General features: G+C 70.6%; 15 protein-coding genes. 7 read left to right on the top strand and 8 right to left on the bottom strand.

Annotated features, from left to right (window positions below; translation table 11 throughout):
* The first annotated feature begins 40 nt into the window (after nucleotides 1-40).
* Entirely contained in the window at nucleotides 41-2,710 is a 2,670-nt protein-coding gene (valS, locus tag AB0B57_RS10975; RefSeq protein WP_357067708.1) for a valine--tRNA ligase, read from the top strand.
* A gap of 46 nt (nucleotides 2,711-2,756) precedes the next feature.
* Here the strand turns inward: valS and AB0B57_RS10970 are convergent, their stop codons facing one another.
* The 5 genes from AB0B57_RS10970 to AB0B57_RS10950 all read right to left on the bottom strand — a co-directional run bounded on the left by AB0B57_RS10970 (nucleotide 2,757) and on the right by AB0B57_RS10950 (nucleotide 6,930).
* Nucleotides 2,757-3,401 (bottom strand): hypothetical protein, encoded by a 645-nt coding sequence (locus AB0B57_RS10970; protein ID WP_357067705.1) that lies wholly within the window; start codon nucleotides 3,399-3,401, stop codon nucleotides 2,757-2,759.
* A 93-nt stretch (nucleotides 3,402-3,494) separates the two neighbouring features.
* Entirely contained in the window at nucleotides 3,495-4,205 is a 711-nt protein-coding gene (locus AB0B57_RS10965) for an ABC transporter permease subunit (protein WP_357067703.1), read from the bottom strand.
* A gap of 1 nt (nucleotide 4,206) precedes the next feature.
* Complete coding sequence (locus tag AB0B57_RS10960; protein WP_357067701.1) at nucleotides 4,207-5,118, bottom strand: ABC transporter ATP-binding protein; 912 nt, start codon at nucleotides 5,116-5,118, stop codon at nucleotides 4,207-4,209.
* The gene (locus tag AB0B57_RS10955) at nucleotides 5,118-6,023 is read right to left on the bottom strand and encodes an ABC transporter permease (protein ID WP_357067699.1); all 906 of its coding nucleotides are present in this window, start codon (nucleotides 6,021-6,023) and stop codon (nucleotides 5,118-5,120) included. The genes AB0B57_RS10960 and AB0B57_RS10955 overlap by 1 nt, the downstream gene beginning before the upstream one ends.
* Nucleotides 6,016-6,930: an ABC transporter ATP-binding protein gene (locus AB0B57_RS10950; protein WP_357067697.1), complete on the bottom strand. Its 915-nt coding sequence runs from the start codon at nucleotides 6,928-6,930 to the stop codon at nucleotides 6,016-6,018. Before AB0B57_RS10950 ends, AB0B57_RS10955 begins: the two co-directional genes overlap by 8 nt.
* A 231-nt stretch (nucleotides 6,931-7,161) precedes the next feature.
* Here AB0B57_RS10950 and cysC point away from each other — a divergent pair, with 231 nt between their 5' ends.
* From cysC to galT, 3 genes are all read left to right on the top strand, one after another.
* Nucleotides 7,162-8,691: an adenylyl-sulfate kinase gene (cysC, locus tag AB0B57_RS10945; protein ID WP_357067695.1), complete on the top strand. Its 1,530-nt coding sequence runs from the start codon at nucleotides 7,162-7,164 to the stop codon at nucleotides 8,689-8,691.
* A 111-nt stretch (nucleotides 8,692-8,802) separates the two neighbouring features.
* Nucleotides 8,803-9,627, top strand: a complete 825-nt coding sequence (locus AB0B57_RS10940) for a DeoR/GlpR family DNA-binding transcription regulator (RefSeq protein ID WP_357067693.1) — start codon at nucleotides 8,803-8,805, stop codon at nucleotides 9,625-9,627.
* Nucleotides 9,624-10,700: a galactose-1-phosphate uridylyltransferase gene (gene galT, locus AB0B57_RS10935; RefSeq protein ID WP_357067691.1), complete on the top strand. Its 1,077-nt coding sequence runs from the start codon at nucleotides 9,624-9,626 to the stop codon at nucleotides 10,698-10,700. Before AB0B57_RS10940 ends, galT begins: the two co-directional genes overlap by 4 nt.
* 297 nt (nucleotides 10,701-10,997) lie before the next feature.
* Here the strand turns inward: galT and AB0B57_RS10930 are convergent, their stop codons facing one another.
* Nucleotides 10,998-12,215 (bottom strand): NADP-dependent isocitrate dehydrogenase, encoded by a 1,218-nt coding sequence (locus tag AB0B57_RS10930; protein WP_357067689.1) that lies wholly within the window; start codon nucleotides 12,213-12,215, stop codon nucleotides 10,998-11,000.
* Between the two features lie 138 nt (nucleotides 12,216-12,353).
* On the opposite strand from AB0B57_RS10930, the gene AB0B57_RS10925 reads away from it, so the two are divergent.
* Nucleotides 12,354-13,190, top strand: coding sequence for an MBL fold metallo-hydrolase (locus tag AB0B57_RS10925; RefSeq protein WP_357067687.1), 837 nt, complete (start codon nucleotides 12,354-12,356; stop codon nucleotides 13,188-13,190).
* Nucleotides 13,191-13,335: 145 nt separating this feature from the next.
* On the opposite strand, the gene AB0B57_RS10920 is transcribed toward AB0B57_RS10925, so the two are convergent.
* Nucleotides 13,336-14,286, bottom strand: coding sequence for a malate dehydrogenase (locus tag AB0B57_RS10920; RefSeq protein ID WP_357067685.1), 951 nt, complete (start codon nucleotides 14,284-14,286; stop codon nucleotides 13,336-13,338).
* Nucleotides 14,287-14,423: 137 nt separating this feature from the next.
* Nucleotides 14,424-15,284 carry a bifunctional methylenetetrahydrofolate dehydrogenase/methenyltetrahydrofolate cyclohydrolase gene (locus AB0B57_RS10915; RefSeq protein ID WP_357067683.1) on the bottom strand — a complete coding sequence of 287 codons (861 nt, stop codon included), beginning with the start codon at nucleotides 15,282-15,284 and terminating at the stop codon, nucleotides 14,424-14,426.
* Between the two features lie 447 nt (nucleotides 15,285-15,731).
* On the opposite strand from AB0B57_RS10915, the gene AB0B57_RS10910 reads away from it, so the two are divergent.
* Nucleotides 15,732-17,333, top strand: a complete 1,602-nt coding sequence (locus AB0B57_RS10910) for an ABC transporter substrate-binding protein (RefSeq protein WP_357067681.1) — start codon at nucleotides 15,732-15,734, stop codon at nucleotides 17,331-17,333.
* A 196-nt stretch (nucleotides 17,334-17,529) separates the two neighbouring features.
* Nucleotides 17,530-18,468 carry an ABC transporter permease gene (locus AB0B57_RS10905; RefSeq protein ID WP_357067679.1) on the top strand — a complete coding sequence of 313 codons (939 nt, stop codon included), beginning with the start codon at nucleotides 17,530-17,532 and terminating at the stop codon, nucleotides 18,466-18,468.
* The last annotated feature ends 11 nt before the right edge of the window (nucleotides 18,469-18,479 follow it).

The following is an 18,479-nucleotide window of genomic DNA, read 5'->3' as shown; positions in this document are numbered from 1 at the left end:
CTACGTGGCCGGGCCCTCCCCCGGTGCCTACGATCGCAGGATGACCGATACGGCGAGGACGTCCCGCGCCGGCGTTCCCGAGCGTCCGAGTCTGGACGGGCTCGAGGAGAGCTGGGCACGCCACTGGCAGGAGGAGGGCACGTACGCGTTCGACCGCTCGAAGGCGACTGTTCCCGGTCGCGGCGCGGCGTCAGACGCGCCGAGCGGGAATGGTCGCAGGGCCGACGTGTACGCGATCGACACCCCGCCGCCGACCGTATCGGGCGAGTTGCACATGGGGCACGTGTACTCGTACACGCACACCGACATCGTCGCGCGGTACCAGCGGATGCGCGGCAAGGTGGTCTTCTACCCGATGGGCTGGGACGACAACGGCCTGCCCACCGAGCGTCGGGTGCAGAACGTGTACGGGGTGCGCTGCGATCCGGCGCTGGCGTACGACCCGGTGTGGCGACCACCGACCGCCCCGGTCGACGATGCCGCACGCCGCGACCCCACCCCGATCTCCCGGCGAAACTTCATCGAGCTGTGCGAACGGCTGACGGTCACCGACGAGCAGGCCTTCGAGGCGCTGTGGCGGCGGCTCGGGCTCTCGGTGGACTGGTCGTTGACCTACACGACGATCGGCCGGATCGCCCGCACCACCAGTCAGCGGGCGTTCGTGCGCAACCTGCTGCGTGGCGAGGCGTACCAGTCGGAGGCGCCGACACTGTGGGACGTCGGCTTCGCCACCGCCGTCGCCCAGGCGGAGTTGGAGGACCGGGAGCGCCCCGGCGCCTACCACCGGCTGCGGTTCGCCGGGCCGGCCGGGCGGGAGGTGCTCATCGACACCACCCGGCCCGAACTGCTGCCGGCCTGCGTCGCGCTGGTCTGTCACCCCGACGACGAGCGGTACGCCGACCTGGTGGGTGCGACGGTGCGCAGCCCGCTGTTCGACGTCGAGGTGCCGGTGCGCGCCCATCCGCTCGCCGACCCGGGCAAGGGCACCGGCGTCGCGATGGTCTGCACGTTCGGCGACCTGAGCGACGTGACCTGGTGGCGTGATCTCAACCTCGACACCCGGGTGGTCATCGGCCGCGACGGCCGACTGCTCGCGGAGCCGCCGGCCGGGGTGCCGGCACAGCCGTACGCGGCGCTGGCCGGGCAGACCGTCAACGGCGCCCGCCGGGAGATCGTGGGGATGCTGGCCGACACCGGTGACCTGGTCGGCGAGCCGCGCCCGATCACCCACCCGGTCAAGTTCTACGAGCGTGGCGACCGCCCACTGGAGATCGTCTCGACTCGACAGTGGTATCTGCGCAACGGCGGCCGGGACGCCGACCTGCGGGCCACGCTGCTGGCCCGGGGCGGGGAGCTGCACTGGGTGCCGGCACACATGAAGCACCGCTACGACAACTGGGTGGGCGGCCTGACCGGGGACTGGCTGGTCAGTCGACAGCGCTTCTTCGGGGTGCCGGTGCCGGTGTGGTACCGGCTCGACAACACTGGCGAGCCGGACTGGTCCCACCCTCTCACGCCGGACGAGTCCGCGCTGCCAGTCGACCCATCCAGTGACCCGGCGCCCGGCTACGACGAGTCGCAGCGCGGCCAACCGGGTGGCTTCATCGGTGACCCGGACGTGCTGGACACCTGGGCCACCTCGTCGCTGACCCCGCAGATCGTCGGTGGTTGGGAGACCGACCCGGAGCTGTTCGCACAGATCTTCCCGATGGACCTGCGCCCGCAGGGGCAGGAGATCATCCGGACGTGGCTCTTCGACACCGTGGTCCGTTCGCACTTCGAGCACGGGGTGCTGCCCTGGCGGGACACCGTGCTCTCGGGCTGGATCCTCGACCCGGACCACAAGAAGATGGCCAAGTCCAAGGGCAACGTGGTCACCCCGGTGGCGCTGTTGGAGCAGCACGGTTCGGACGCGGTGCGCTACTGGGCGGCCAGCGGCAAGCCCGGCATGGACCTGGCCTTCGACCCGGCGCAGATCAAGATTGGTCGCCGGCTGGCCACCAAACTGCTCAACGCGTCCAAGTTCGTTCTCGGGCTGGGCGCGGCGGACGCGCTGCGCGCCCCGTACGACAACGCCAGCTCGGCGCGTCTGACGCCGCGCCGCGACCTGGAGCTGAAGGCCACCACCGCACTGGACCGGGCCATGCTCGCCGAGCTGACCACCGTGGTCACCGCCGCGAGCACCGCCCTCGCCGCGTACGACCACACCGCGGCGTTGCAGGCGACCGAGGCGTTCTTCTGGCGGTTCTGCGACGACTACATCGAGTTGGTCAAGGAGCGGGCCTACGGCACCGGGGCGGGCGCCGACTCGGCGCGGGCGGCGCTGGCCTCGGCGCTCTCGGTGCAGCTGCGGCTGTTCGCCCCGGTCCTGCCCTACGTGACCGAGGAGGTCTGGTCGTGGTGGCGGTACGGCTCGGTGCACCGTGCGCCGTGGCCCACCACCCACGAGGTGGCCCGGACGATCGAGGGGTCGGGTGAGCCGGCGCTGCTGCGGCTCGCCGGCGACGCGTTGAGCCAGGTGCGGCGGGCCAAGTCGGAGCGGAAGCTGTCGATGAAGGCGGAGGTGCCGCTGGCCGAGGCGCTCGGCCCGGCGGCGCTTCTGGAACAGCTCACCCTCGTCGCCGACGACCTGCGGGCGGCGGGCCGGATCGGCAAACTCGACCTGCTCCCCGACCGCACCCCGGAGCTCGTCATCGCCTGCGCGTTCTGACCGCCGTCCGCCGCCGCCACCCCCCTCCGGCGGCGGCGGACGGGAGTCACCAGCCGCGCAGGAAGCGCAGCCCGAGCAGGATCGCGATCACGGACGGCCCCACCAGCAGGGTGATCGCCTGGAGCCGGTACGGCATCCGGTGCCGGGTCAGCTCGCCCGCGTTGCCCAGCACGATGGCCCCGGCCAGCATCAGGAACGCGCCCCACCAACCGGTCTCCAGGTCGATCACGTCCAGCCGGATCAGTTGCAGGGTCAGGCCGAGCAACGCGCCGGTCAGCGCGAGCAGAGCCACCGCCCGGTGCAGGCCGCGGGCCAGTGGGTGGGCCGCCCGCCAGCCGTAGGTGCCGGCGACCGCCAGGCAGGGCAGCACCACCATCAGCGGCCAACCCCGCCCCATCACGCCGAACATCAGCAGCGCACCCACGGTGAACACCAGGGTGCCGACGCAGGCGAGCAGGTAACCGCCGAAAGCCCGACCACCACCCCGGGCCAGCAACGGCCCGCCGCTGGCCGCCAGCAACGCGCCCGGGATCAGGATGAACACCGCCCACCAGTGGAACTGGCCGGTGCCCTGGGCGGCCGTGGCGACCGTGGCGCAGGCCAGCCCGGCGACCGCCAGGCTGGTCAGCCACGGCCGGCTACTCCGGGAGTACGGCTCAGCCAACGACGTTCGTTCCGCTTGGACGCTCACGCCCACCAGCCTGGCCCGACGTGGGGTAGCCGGTCCATCCGGCCAGCCCTACCGCCGGAGGGTGGCTGGCCGGAACACCGCCGCGCACCGGCCTCAGCTCGTCTCGCCGGCCACGCTGAACGACCGCAGACGGTCGATGGCCAGCACGGTGAAGCCGACGCTGACCAGCGCCGTCATCACCGAGGCCACCGGCACCGAGACGGTGGTCTCCAACAGCCCGCTGGGGGCGAGCCGGTCGGCGAGGGCGATCACGTACTGCTGGATGGAGAGCACCTTGGTGCCGCTGACGAAGTTGCCCAGCAGCCCCTCCCAGATCAACACGTAGACCAGGCCGAGCAGCACCGGCCGCCTGGTGACCAGGCTGAGCGCGAGGAACAACGCCGAGTACGCCAGCGCGCCGAGCGCCGCCGCGAACGCCAGCGCCAGACCGAGGCGTACCGAATCGGCCAGCACGCCCGCGACGTAGAGCGGCACCGCGACGGTGGCCGCGCTGACCCCGGCGGCCACCGCGAGCTTCGGCAGCACGATCTGCCAACGCGGCAGCGGCTTGGTCAGGATGTGCACCACAGTGCCGTCGTCGATCTCGGCGCCCAACACGCCCGTGCCGATGATCAGCGCGACCACCGGCAGCACCACGGCCAGCCCGAGCCCGACGAGCACCGGCGGCCCCCACTCGCCCGGGTCGACGCCCAGTGACCGGCAGAGCACGGCCAACCCGAGCAGCACCAACGGCAACGGGAGCAGCAGCAGGAACCGACGCCGGCCGAACAGCCCGCGTGCGGTGATCCAGGTAATTGTCGACATGTCAGGCCTCCACCAGGTAGGAGAAGACGCTCTCCAGAGACTCGTCGGACGGCACCAGCTGGCGCACCCGGATGCCTTGCTTGAGCGCGATCCGGGGCAGTGCCCGGGTGAAGGCGCCGTAGTCGCCGGCCCGCACGGTCAGACCCGTGGGGTCCAGCTCGACCCCACTGACCGACGGCTCGGCGATCAGCGCGACGGCCAGGGCCCGGTCGTTCGTCGACCGCACCGCGAACACGTGCGGACGGTTGGTCATCAACCGGCGGATGGTCCGGAAGTCGCCGGAGGCCGCCAACCGCCCGGCCACCATCACCTGCACCGTCCCGGAGACCTGCTCGACCTCCTCCAGGATGTGCGAGCTGAACAGGATGGTCCGGCCGGCGTCGCCAAGCGTGTGCAGCAGCTGCATCATGTGCAGCCGCTGGCGCGGGTCCATCCCGTTGAACGGCTCGTCGAGCAACAGCACCTGCGGGTCGTGCACCATCGCGGCGGCCACCCGGGCCCGCTGCCGCATGCCTTTGGAATACGTGCCGATCCGGCGGTCCTGCGCCGACTCCAGCTCCACCAGGTCGATCGCCCGCCGGGCCGCCGCCGCCGGGTCGGCCAGCCGGTGCAGCTTCGCGCTTGCCAACACGAACTCGTACGCGGTGAGGAAACCCTGCACCGCCTCCCGTTCACTGACCAGCCCCAGCCGCCGGTAGACGTCGGGGTTGCGCCAGGTCGGCTGGTCGTCGAGGGTGACCGTGCCGCGCGACGGGGACAGGAAACCGGCCATCATGTGCAGCAGGGTGGTCTTGCCGGCGCCGTTCGGGCCGAGCAGGCCCGTCACGCCCGGCCCCAGGGCCATGCTGATGTCGTTGACCGCGACCACGTTGCCGTACCACCGGGACACCCCGGTCAGGCTCAGCGTGCTCATCAGGAGGCGACCTTCCGGTAGCGGACCAGCAGGAGGGCGGTCGCGCCGGCGACCAACAGCACCGCGGCCAGGGCGTAGACCGGGCCGAACCCGCCGATCGACAGGCCGGCCTCGCCGTCGTCGAAGAGGAGGTCGCCGAGCGCCCAGATGCCCGTCCCCCGCACCAGCGTGGTGGGTGAGGCCAGACCGGCCAGTTCGTTGGCGGCACGCGACGGCAGGATGCTCAGCACCCCGACGATCGGGGTGGTCATCAGGAAGACCGCGACCACCCCACCGGCGGCGAAGGCGCGCTTGCCGGTCAGCGAGGCGACCAGCAGCCCGATCGAGGCGAAGACCGCCGCCCACAGCCCGGCGTAGAGCAGCCCGGGCAGCAGGTCGAGCAGCTCGTTCCAGACCCCACTCATCCCGTCCTTGGTGGTGAACGCGGCACCCAGGAACATCAGCAACTGTGGTCCGCCGAGCAGCAGCCAGAGCGCCGTGACAAGCGCCAGCAGCTTGGCCAGTGCGTAGTCGGTGCGTGGCAGCGGTCGGGAGAAGTACAGCGGCAGCACACCGCTGCGCAGGTCCCGGGAGACCAACTCGGGCGCGGCCACCGCGACGAAGAAGATGACAAGCCAGCTCATCGAGTCGGCGAACTGGGCGTACGTGGCGACCACCTCGCCGATCTGGCTGCGGATGGCCGCGAGAGCCACCGCGACCAGGGTGACGATGCCGACCACCAGCCACGGGAAGATCTTCGCCTTGGCGCTGCGCCCGAACCCGAACACGGTACGTACCCCGTGCAGGTAGAGGGCGCCGAAGACGTGGCGGCGGCCCAGCCTCGGGCCCTCGTAGCGCTGGTAGCCGATGTCGTGGATGACGCCGGTCGGCGCGGGGCGCACGGCGGCTGCGGTCGGCTCAGGCATGGGAGAGCTCCCTCGTGGCGAAGAGTTCGGCCACCCGGTGCCGGCGCTGGTCCAGTCGGTGCAGTGGCAGGTCCAGTTCGGCGACCGCGCCGAGGATCAGGTCGTAGGTGGCGTCGTCCGCCAGTGGCACGAGGAGCAGTCGCCCGTCCCGTGCCACCGGCAGCTTGAGCTCGGCGAGCCGGGCGGCGAGCTCCTCGGTGCCCTCGCTGACCTCCACGGCGAGCACGTCGGTGGCCGACGTCATCGCGGAGATGTGGTCGGCGCGCAGCAGTTTGCCGCCGTCGATGGCGATCAGCGTGTCGCAGATCCGCTCCACCTCGCCGAGCAGGTGCGAGCAGACCAGCACGGAGATGCCGAACTCGGTGCCGATCCGGTGCACCAGCGCCAGCATGGCGTCCCGGCCGGCCGGGTCCAGGCCGTTGGTCGGCTCGTCGAGCAGCAGCAGGTCGGGGTCGTGCACCAGCGCCTGGGCCAGCTTGACGCGCTGCTTCATGCCGGTGGAGTAGCCGCCCACCGGGCGGTAACGCTCCTCGTAGAGCCCGACGTGCCGCAGGGCCTCCGAGGCTCGCTCGCGGGCGGCGGTGCGAGGTAGGCCGCTCATCCGGCCGAGGTGGGTGACCAGCTCGGCGGCGGACAGGTCGGGTGGGAGGCAGTCGTGCTCGGGCATGTAGCCGACGCGGGCACGAACCGCCGCCGGGTCGGCGGACGGGTCGATGCCGAGCACCGAGACCTGACCGCTGGTCGGGGGGATCAGGCCGAGCAGAATCTTGATCAACGTGGATTTTCCGGCGCCGTTCGCGCCCACCAGGCCGATGATCCCGGGCTCGACGGCGACGGTGAGGTCGGCGAGCGCGGTGACCCGACCTCCGTACGTCTTGGTGAGCGACTGGGTCGCGATCAGTGTCACGCTGCCAGCGTAGGGAGTCGACACCCGTCGCGGACAGCGGCTCGCCCCCCGTGCTCCCCTGATCCTTGCCCCGACGGACCCCTAAGGCCTGTTTCATCAGGGCGGTCGGGCCGAGGCGGAGTCCAGACGGCGATCCGAGGACGGCCGCCCACGGGAGTCGTGGAGTGGCGGCCTCGACCGATCGACGGTCGGCTGCGAAACTGTGTGCCGGTCAGCGAGTGGGGGGCGTGGATGAGCAACGGCTGGGTGCTGCCCGACGAGGTGCTACGGGACGCGCCGGCGTACACGCCGCGTCCCGGTGAGCTGGCTGATCTGGAGCTGCTGCTGACCGGTGCGTACGCCCCACTGAGCGGTTTCATGACCCGCGCCGACCTGGTGTCGGTCAGCCGGCGGGGCCAACTGGCCGACGGCACTCCGTGGCAGGTCGCGGTGACCCTACAGGTGCCGGCGGCGCTGGCCCAGAGCTTCGATCCGGGCGACCCGGCCCGCCGGGCGCTGGTGCTGACCGACGGCGAGGGCGCTCCGGCGGCGGCCCTGGACGTGGCCGACGTCTGGCCGGTACGCGAGGGCGTGGCCGGGGTGGGCGGCCAGGTCCGGCGACTCGGCGACGGTGGGCACGGCCCGTTCCAGCGGCTGCGCCGCAGCCCGGAGGAGGTCCGCGCGCTGCTGCCACCGGGCCGGGTGCTGGGAGTCATCGCCGACCGACCGCTGCACCGTCCACAGCTCGCGCAGATCGCCCACGCCGCCCGCACCCTGGCCGCGCACCTGCTCGTGATGATCCCGGTCGGTGAGGGTGGTGTCGGTGGGCTTCCGCCGGAGGCGCTGGTGCGCACGATCTTCGCCGCCCGGGACCGGATGCCGCCGGCCACCGTGATCGCGGTGCCGCTGTCGCACCGGCGGGAGGAGATCAGCGACGCGTTGCTGCGCGCCCGGGTGTCCGCCGCGTACGGGGTCACCCACCTGCTCTCCACCGGCGAGATGCTCTCCGGTGCCGGGCTGCGGGTGCTGGTGCCGCGCGAGCTCGCGTACGACAACCGGGACGGGCAGTGGCGCTGGCGGGAGGACATCCCACCGCGCAACCGTCGGCTCGCGCTGACCCAGCAGGAGATCGACGACCTGCTCGACCGGGGCTTTCCCCTGCCGGAGTGGCACACCCCGCCGGCCGTGGCGAGGGAGCTGGCCCGGGCCCGGCCACCGCGTCGGCACCGCGGGCTGGTGGTCTTCCTGACCGGGTTCTCCGGCTCCGGCAAGTCGACGATCGCCCGCGGGCTGGCGGACGCGTTGCGGGAGAGCGGCGACCGCACGGTGACCCTGCTCGACGGTGACGTGGTGCGCCGGGAGCTCACCGCGGGGCTGGGCTTCAGCAAGGCCGACCGGGACACCAACGTCCGGCGGATCGGGTGGGCGGCCGCCGAGATCGCCCGGCATCGGGGGGTGGCCATCTGCTGCCCGATCGCCCCGTACGCGGCGGCCCGCGCCACCGCCCGCGAGATGGCCCTGGCGGCCGGGGCGGGCTTCGTGTTGGTGCACATCGCCACTCCGCTGGAGGTGTGTGAGCGCCGGGACCGCAAGGGCCTGTACGCGCGGGCGCGCGCCGGCCTGCTCACCGGGATGACCGGCATCGACGACCCGTACGAGGAGCCGACCGACGCCGACCTGGTGCTGGACACCACCGATCTGAGCGTCGCGGACGCGGTGCAGGCCGTGCTGCACCAGCTGACCGAGACCGGTTGGGTGGAGCTGAAGATCGCGGCCGGCTGAGGCGTTTCCGTGGCCCCCGTTCGGCCCCCGCTCACTACGCGCTAGTGTTCGTCTTTGTTGGAACACGTTTGACCGCGTGAGAGTCGGGAAGCCCCGGGGGAGGCACGGCGAATGCTCGCTCAGCAGCGGCAGGCGGCCATCCTGGAGCGGGTCCGGTCCACCGGCGGCGTCCGGGTCACCGAGTTGGCCGGCGAGTTCGGTGTCTCCGACATGACCATCCGCCGTGATCTGGAGGCGCTGCAGGAGCGTGGCCTGCTGGCCAAGGTCCACGGCGGCGCCACGACGGCCGGGCCGAGTTCGACAGACGAGCCGGGCTTTCACGCCAAGTCGGTCCGCCAACTGGCGGAGAAGGCCGCCATCGCGGACCGGGCCGCCCAACTGGTCCGGCCGGGCGCGGCGGTCGCGCTCTCCGCCGGCACCACCACCGCCGAGCTGGCCCGCAGGCTGGTGGACGTGCCCGGCCTGACCGTGGTGACCAACTCGCTGCCGGTGGCCGAGATCCTGCACGCCGCGGGTCGACCGGACCAGACGGTGGTGCTCACCGGGGGCGTACGCACCCCGTCGGACGCGCTCGTCGGCCCGCTCGCGGTCGGGGCCGTCCGGTCACTGCACCTGGATCTGCTCTTCCTGGGCGTCCACGGCATCACCGAACGGGCCGGGTTCACCACCCCGAACCTGATGGAGGCCGAGACCGACCGGGCGCTCGTGGCCGCGGCGGACCGGCTGGTGGTGCTCGCCGACCACAGCAAGTGGGGCACGGTGGGCATCTCCTCGATCGTCGAGCTGGCAGCAGCACACGTACTGGTCAGCGACGACCGGTTGCCTCCGCCCGCACGACGGGTACTCGGCGAACACGTGGGCGAATTGATCATGGTAGAAGCGACAGGGGCGGGCCGCGAGACGCGCACGCCGACGAGTGAGGGGGCGGCGCAGTGAAACGCACCGCGATCGACCTGGCCGACGGCCGGGAGCTGATCTACTTCGACGAGCGCGACGACGCCGTCCGCGACCAGCCGGACCGCCGCGACCTGCCGCCGCCGCCCCCCGCGTCCCAGCTGCGCTACGACCCGCTCACCGACGAGTGGGTGGCGGTGGCCGTGCACCGGCAGACCCGCACCTTCCTCCCGCCGGCGAACGAGTGCCCCCTCGACCCGTCGGTGGGTGACCGGCTGACCGAGGTGCCCGCGCCCGACTACGACGTGGTGGTCTTCGAGAACCGGTTCCCGTCGCTCAGCGGACGAGTGGTGGACGAGCCCGGCGAGATCACCCCGTTCACCCCTGTTCGACCGGGTGTCGGCCGTTGCGAGGTGGTCTGCTTCACCTCGGACCACAACGCATCCTTCGCCAGCCTGCCGCCGCGCCGGGTCCGCACCGTCCTGGACGCGCTCGCCGACCGCACCGAGGTGCTCGGCGAGTTGCCCGGCGTGGAGCAGATCTTCTGCTTCGAGAACCGGGGCGTCGAGATCGGCGTCACGCTGCACCACCCGCACGGGCAGATCTACGCGTACCCCTTCGTGACGCCGCGCACCCGCGCGCTGCTGGCCGCGGCGCGCCGGCACGCGGAACGGACCGGCGGGAGCAACCTGTACGCGGACGTGCTGGCCGCCGAGCGCGCCACCGGCGACCGGGTGGTCACCGAGAACGAGCACTGGACGGCGTTCGTCCCGGCGGCCGCCCGCTGGCCGTTCGAGGTGCACGTCGCGCCACACCGGCTGGTACCGGACATCCCGGCGCTCAGCGACAGCGAGCGGGACGCCTTCGGGCCGCTCTACCTGGATCTGCTGCGCCGCTTCGACGGCCTGTTCGACATGCCGATGCCGTACATCTCGGCTTGGCACCAGGCTCCGGTGCGCATCGACCGCGACCTGGGCTACCTGCACCTGCAGCTGTTCAGCATCCGGCGGGCCACGGACAAGCTGAAGTACCTGGCGGGCTCCGAGTCCGGGATGGGCGTCTTCATCAACGACATCGCCCCCGAGCGCGCCGCCGACCTGCTGCGCGCCGCCTGAACGGTCTGCTGCGCGGCGCCGCCTTCGCGGAAACAGGGCGCGGGGGGCCCGGGACAGGGCCCCCCGCAGGGAAGGGACGGCTGGCTGTGCACGGCACAGCCGGGAAGGCTGGCTGATCGGCGCACGGGTGCCGCGGGTCGACCGTGGTCAACCTTCCTCGGACGCGACTGGCATCTCGTCCATCCTGGTCAACGAGGCGCGCCGACAGCAGTGACGCCGACCGGCGCGTCAGCCCCGGACACGCCGAAGCCCGCCGGCGCAGAGGCCGGCGGGCTCCGATAACGCGGTACGCCTGGATCAGGCGGCGATCTTGCGGGCCAGGTTCTCGTCGAGCGCGTTCATGAACTCGTCGGTGGTCAGCCATGGGGCGTCGCGCGAGATGAGCAGCGCGAGGTCCTTGGTCATCTGGCCGCCCTCGACGGTGTCGACGATGACCTGCTCCAGGGTGTTGGCGAACTCGGTGACCGCCGGGGTGCCGTCCAGCTTGCCCCGGTGGGCCAGGCCCCGGGTCCAGGCGTAGATCGACGCGATCGGGTTGGTCGAGGTCTTCTCGCCCTTCTGGTACTGCCGGTAGTGCCGGGTGACCGTGCCGTGCGCGGCCTCGGCCTCGACGGTCCGGCCGTCCGGGGAGAGCAGCACCGAGGTCATCAGACCCAGCGAGCCGAAGCCCTGCGCGACGGTGTCGGACTGCACGTCACCGTCGTAGTTCTTGCAGGCCCAGACGTAGCCACCCTCCCACTTGAGCGCGGCGGCGACCATGTCGTCGATGAGCCGGTGCTCGTAGGTGATGCCGGCGGCGGCGAACTCGTCCTTGAACTCGGTCTCGAACACCTCGGCGAAGATGTCCTTGAACCGGCCGTCGTACGCCTTGAGGATGGTGTTCTTGGTGGACAGGTAGACCGGGTAGTTGCGGTCCAACCCGTACCGGAACGAGGCCCGGGCGAAGTCCCGGATCGACTCGTCGTAGTTGTACATGCCCATGGCGATGCCGCCGCCGGGGAAGTTGGCGACCTCCATCTCCATCGGCGCGCCGCCGTCGGCCGGGGTGTAGGTGATGGTCACCGTGCCCGGGCCGGGGACGACGAAGTCGGTGGCCTTGTACTGGTCACCGTGGGCGTGCCGGCCGATGATGATCGGCTTGGTCCAGCCGGGGACCAGCCGCGGCACGTTGGACATGATGATCGGCTCGCGGAAGACGACGCCGCCGAGGATGTTGCGGATGGTGCCGTTGGGCGACCGCCACATCTTCTTCAGGCCGAACTCCTCCACCCGGGCCTCGTCCGGGGTGATGGTCGCGCACTTGACGCCGACGCCGTGCTCCTTGATGGCGTTGGCGGCGTCAATGGTGACCTGGTCGTCGGTCTCGTCGCGGTGCTGGATCGACAGGTCGTAGTAGTGCAGGTCGACGTCGAGGTAGGGCAGGATCAGCTGCTCCCGGATCTGCTTCCAGATGATCCGGGTCATCTCGTCGCCGTCGAGCTCCACGACCGGGTTGTTTACCTTGATCTTCGCCATCGGCCGGCGCTCCTCTCGGGGGACACGTGCTCAAGCAGTACGAGCGTACTGCAATTGGGCCGGCAGCCCCCAGCCGGCCTCGACCGGCCGGCGAAAACCGGGCTGCACGGAACAGGAATGCCCTGGAATCATCGTCCGATGCCACTGAGCCGCACCCTCGGGTCTATCACGGTCACCGCGCTCACCGACTCCGAGGGAGCTTTCTTCCAACCTCGCAGCGAGGCGTTTCCGCACGCCACGGCGGCCCACTGGCGGGAGGCCGACCGCCGCGACCCGGGTGCGGTGACCACCGACGGGCAGTGGTGGCTGCCGTTCCGCAGCTTCGCGATCCGATCCGGGGACGGGCCGGTCACACTTGTCGACGCCGGTATCGGCCCGGCCGACTCGCTGGCCGCGAGCTGGGCACCCGTGCCCGGCCGCCTGCCGGCCGAGCTGGCCGCCGCCGGCATCGACCCCGCGGACGTCGACACAGTCGTGCTCACCCACCTGCACACCGACCACATCGGCTGGGCCGTGACCGGCACGCCGGGCCGGCCGTACTTCTCGAACGCGAGCTACCTGGTGCAGCGCGCCGAACTCGACGCGGCGGAGACCCTCAACCCGGCCCTGCCGGCCGGCCTGGTCGCACCGTTGCGCGCCGCCGGCCAGCTCCGGGTGGTCGACGGCGAGACCACCCTCACCCCGGCGGTACGTCTGCTGCCCACTCCCGGCCACACGCCCGGCCACCAGTCGGTGCTGGTGACCTCGGCCGAGGAACGCGTGCTGCTCACCGGCGACCTGCTGGTGCACATGGTGCAGCTGGTCGACCCCGACCTGGCGTACGCCCACGAGGTGAACCCGGAACAGGCCCGCTACTCCCGACGAACAACCCTGGACACCCACTCCCCCACCCTCCTAGCCACCCCCCATCTGTCCCACCCCTTCACCCCCACCCCGTTACCGCCCCCGCCCCCGCCCACCCCGATACCGCGTTGATCATGAGGTTATTGCCACGACTCGCCGACGAAACTGGCAATAACCTCATGATCAACGCGGTATCGGGGTGGGTGAGGTGGGGTGGACGGCGAAGGGCGCGCCGGCTAACCGGCGCGCCCTTCCTGCGAGCGGTGGTTCGGGGGGATCACATGCTGGAGATGTCGCCCTGCTTGGCGCGGACGGCTTCGGCGGCCTCCAGGAGGCTGGCGCGCTCGTCGGCGTCCAGGTCGGTCTCGACGACCCGCTTGACGCCCTCGGCGCCGATCTCCGCCTCGACGCCGAGGTAGACACCGGAGATGCCGTACTCACCGTCGACCCAGGCGCAGACCGGCATGACCTCACCGGAGTCCTCGGCGACGGCCTTCGCCATCCGGGCGGCGGCGGCGGACGGGGCGTAGTACGCCGAACCGGTCTTGAGCAGCGCGACCACCTCGGCGCCACCGTTGCGGGTCTTGACGACCAGCTCCTCGATCTGCTCGGCCGGCATCGCGTCGCGCAGCGGCTTGCCGTTGACGGTGCTCTTGGAGGGCACCGGCACCATGGTGTCGCCGTGTGAGCCCAGGGTCAGCGTGCGTACCGACGCGACCGGCACGCTCAGTGCCTCGGCGACGAAGTTGCTGAACCGGGCAGTGTCCAGCATGCCGGCCTGGCCGAGGACCCGGTTCTTCGGGAACTGGGTGGCGAGCTGCGCCAGGGCGGTCATCTCGTCCAGCGGGTTGGAGACCACGATGACGACGGCGCTCGGCGCGTACTTGGCGACGTTCTCGGCGACCTGCCGGACGATCTTGGCGTTGGTCTCCAGCAGGTCCATCCGGCTCATGCCGGGCTTGCGCGGCAGACCAGCGGTGATCACGACGACGTCGGAGCCCTCGATGGCCTCGTAGCCCTCACCGTTGGCACCGGTGGTCACACCGACCACCTTGGTCTCGAAGCCCTCGATGGCCCGGGACTGGTTGAGGTCGAGTGCGAGACCCGCGGGCTTGCCCTCCACGATGTCGGTGATCACTACGGTGTCGAAGACGTCGTACTCGGCCAGGCGCTGTGCGGTGGTGGAGCCGTAGAAGCCAGCCCCGACGACAGTGACCTTCTTACCCATGGTCGTCCCACTCCCTGATACCAGTCGGTTTTCCGGACCGTATCAGTCATCCTGGCACCCATCCGGCCAGGGGCGGCGGCCATCGCCGGGATGGGGCGAACGTCACCGCCGTCCTGGTTCGACACCCGACGGGCGAGTCAGCCGCGCTCGGCGCGCTCCACGACGTTGCTGAGCAGCATGGCCCGGGTCATCGGGCCCACGCCGCCCGGCATGGGGACCAGCGCGCCGGCCGTCTCGGCCACCTCCGGGTCCACGTCACCGGTGTAGCGGCCCTTGCCGTCCGCGCCGATCACGCGCGTGATGCCGACGTCGACCACGACCGCGCCCGGGTTGATCATGTCGGCGGTGAGCAGGCCCGGTACGCCGGCCGCGACGATGACGATGTCGGCGGCGCGGGTGTGCGAGGCGAGGTCGAGGGTGCCGGTGTGGCACAGGGTGACGGTGGCGTTCTCGCTGCGGCGGGTGAGCAGCAGGCCGAGCGGCCGGCCGACGGTGTTGCCGCGGCCGACCACGGCGACGGTGGCGCCGCGCAGGGCCACGTCGTGCCGGCGGAGCAACTCGACGATGCCGCGCGGGGTGCAGGGCAGCGGGCCGTCGTAGCCGAGCACGAGCCGACCCAGGTTGACCGGGTGCAGACCGTCGGCGTCCTTGTCCGGGTCGATCAACTCCAGCACCCGCTGGGTGTCGAGGTGGGCTGGCAGCGGCAGTTGGACGATGTAGCCGTGGCACGCCGGGTCGGCGTTCAGCTCGGCCAGCACGTCGTCGACCTGCTGCTGGGTGGCGTCGGCCGACAACTCGCGGCGGATCGAGGCGATGCCGACCTCGGCGCAGTCGCGGTGCTTGCCGTTGACGTACGCCTGGCTGCCCGGGTCCGCCCCGACCAGGACCGTGCCGAGCCCGGGGGTGATGCCGCGTTCCGCGAGTGCCTTGACCCGTATCCGCAACTCGTCCTTGATCTCCGCCGCGGTTGCCTTGCCGTCCAGAAGCGTCGCCGTCACGACCAGATCGTCTCACGGCCATCGCCCGCCGTTCGGACGACCTCGCTTCAGCGGCCCGCCACCAGCTGGTCGCCATCGACCGCGTGTGACGTTCAGTGACGTGGCGCTAGTCACTCTCAGTCACATATTGTGGATTCGGTCACCGGCGAACCAGACACGCCGCTGCGGCAAGGCAGAGACCGGACGACCGGACGAGAGGGCGTCAGCACGGCCGAGGCCGGCACAGCGTGCGCGCGAGCCGACCCAATATGTGCAGCCAGAGGGCGCATAGGTCGAATTTTGCTAGCAGAAACGCCGGCCCCCGACAAGCCCGGCGGTGCCTGACCGTTACCCACCCGCAACCGCGTCGTTGCCGAAGGCCCATCGCCGACCTACCGTTGCCGCTTGTTGCGCAGCGTAACCCAGCGTCGGGCCTGACTGCGCAGCGTGAGGAGATGAGGAGGCACGATGCGAGTTCGTAGACTCGCCGCCTGGACCGCCCTCCCGCTCGCGGTGACGCTGGGCCTCGCGGCCTGCGGCAGCGGCGGAGACGGTGGATCCGGCGGCAGCGCCAGTTCGGCGGTCAGCATTCAGATCGCCGAGCCGAAGCACCTGGTTCCCACCAACACCACCGAGACGTCCGGGTCGCAGGTGCTCGCCGGCCTGTTCAGCCCGCTCGTGGACTACGACGCCCAGAACAAGCCGTACGAGGTCGCCGCGCAGTCGATCACCTCGTCGGACAACAAGGTCTGGACGATCAAGCTCAAGGACGGCTTCACCTTCCACAACGGCGAGAAGGTCACGTCCGAGGACTACATCAACGCCTGGAACTACGGCGCGTACGCCCCCAACGGTCAGGACGCCAACGCCTTCTTCGACAAGATCGCTGGCTACGCGGACCTGCAGGGCAAGGCGCCGAAGGCCAAGGAGATGTCCGGCCTGAAGAAGGTCGACGACGCCACGTTCACCGTGACGCTGTCCGACCCGTACATCGACTTCAAGACCACGCTCGGCTACAACGCGTTCTTCCCCCTGCCGAAGGCCGCGTTCTCGGCCCCGGGCGTGCTCAAGGACGGCTTCGAGCAGGCGCCGATCGGGCAGGGCCCCTTCAAGATGAAGGGCACCTGGCAGCACGACAGCAAGATCGACGTCGAGCGCTTCGACGCGTACCCGGGTGAGAAGCCCAAGGTCAAGGACGTCGAGTTCCGGATCTACCAGCAGCTCACCGCGGCCTACGCGGACGTCCAGGCGGACAACCTGGACGTGCTGCCGACGATCCCCACCGAGAGCCTGAGCACCGCGCCGAGCGACCTGGGCGACAGGTACCAGACCAGCCCGATGTCGTCGTTCCAGTTCCTCGCGTTCCCGACGTTCGACAAGGACTACAGCAACCCGGACGTGCGCAAGGCCATCTCGATGGCGATCGACCGTGACGAGATCACCAAGTCGGTCTTCAAGGGCTCGCAGACGTCGGCGCGTTCCTTCGTCTCGCCGGTCCTGCCGGGCTACCGCGACAACACCACGGGCAAGGCGGGCGAGTTCAACCCGACCGAGGCCAAGAAGCTCTACCAGGCCGCCGGCGGCCCGTCGAAGATCGTCATCTCCTACAACGGCGACGGCGGGCACAAGGACTGGGTCGACGCCACGGTCAACCAGCTCAAGGCCAACCTGGGTGTGGACGCCGTCGGCTCGGCCGAGCCGAAGTTCGCCGACCTGCTCACCAAGGTCGAGAAGAAGCAGCCGGTGGGTGCGTTCCGGATGGGTTGGGTCATGGACTACCCGACCATGGAGGACTACCTCGGCCCGCTGTACAGCACCAACGGCTCGTCGAACTACTACGGCTACAGCAACAAGGAGTTCGACAAGCTGGTCAAGGAGGGTTCCGCCGCCAAGACGCAGGACGAGGCGATCGCCAAGTACCAGCAGGCGGAGGACATCCTGGCCAAGGACATGCCGGTGATCCCGCTCCGCTTCGGCGAGAACGTGTTCGGCCACTCGTCCAAGGTCAAGAACGTGCAGATGGACCTGTTCCAGCGGGTCAACCTCGTCAAGATCGAAGCGGCCAGCTGAGCTGACCATGGTGCGGGCCATCCGGGCGACGACGCCCGGGTGGCCCGACCGCACCACCGGGGCCGGGTCGCGGTAGCGGACCCGGCGTCGGTGGTGCCGGCTTCCCCGGGCCGGACGGCACGTCTCGGATATTTCGGGTACGACCAGAGATGCCGTCCTGCGACCCTTTCGCACATTTCCGGAGAGACTGCTAAGCATGTTCCGCTACATCTTGCGGCGCCTACTGCAGATGGTCCTGGCGTTCTTCGGGACCACCCTGATCGTCTACGCGCTGACATTCGCCGGGCAGGGCGACCCCATCCAGGCGCTCGCCGGTGAGCGGCCGGTGACGCCGGCCCAACGGGCCTACCTGACCGAGAGGTACCACCTGGACGCGACAGGCGTCGGCGGGTTCTTCTACCGCTACTTCGACTACGTGAAGAACCTGCTCCAGGGCAACCTGGGCGAGTCGCTCACCGGTCGGAACATCGGCGACATCCTCCAGCAGGCCTGGCCGGTCACCGTCCAGCTCGCGCTCATCGCGCTCGCCGTGGCGATCATCTTCGGTGTCACCGCCGGCGTGCTCGCCGGCATCCGCCGGGCCAGCATCTTCGACAACTCGACACTGGTGCTGACCCTGCTGGTGCTGGGCATCCCGACGATCGTGCTGGCGCCTCTGGCGCAGTACTTCCTGGGCGTGAAGTGGCAACTCTTCCCACCCACCGCCGGCTCCGACCCGACGTTCTACGCGCTCCTGCTGCCGGGCATCGTGCTCGGCTCGCTGTCGCTGGCCACCGCCCTGCGGCTCACCCGGGCCTCGGTGGCGGAGAACCTACGCGCCGACTACGTCCGGACCGCCCGGTCCAAGGGCCTGGTCAAGCGCCGCATCGTCGTCGTCCACGTGCTGCGCAACTCACTGATCCCGGTGGTCACCTTCCTCGGTGTGGAACTGGGCAACCTGATGAGTGGCGCGATCATCACCGAGGGCGTCTTCAACATCCCCGGCGTGGGCTTCAACCTCTTCCGCGGCATCCGCACCGAGGACGGCCCCCTGGTGGTGGGCATCGTCAGCGTGCTCGTCGTGGTCTACCTGGTCTCGAACCTGGTGGTGGACGTCCTGTACGCCGTACTCGACCCGAGGATCCGCTATGAGTGAGCGCAGCGAGG

Origin of the sequence: Micromonospora sp. NPDC049101 (assembly GCF_040648675.1) — a bacterium.
In the GTDB taxonomy this organism is placed as follows: domain Bacteria; phylum Actinomycetota; class Actinomycetes; order Mycobacteriales; family Micromonosporaceae; genus Micromonospora.
The sequence above is the reverse complement of the archived record's forward strand: the minus strand, read 5'-3'. Positions and strand labels throughout refer to the sequence as shown.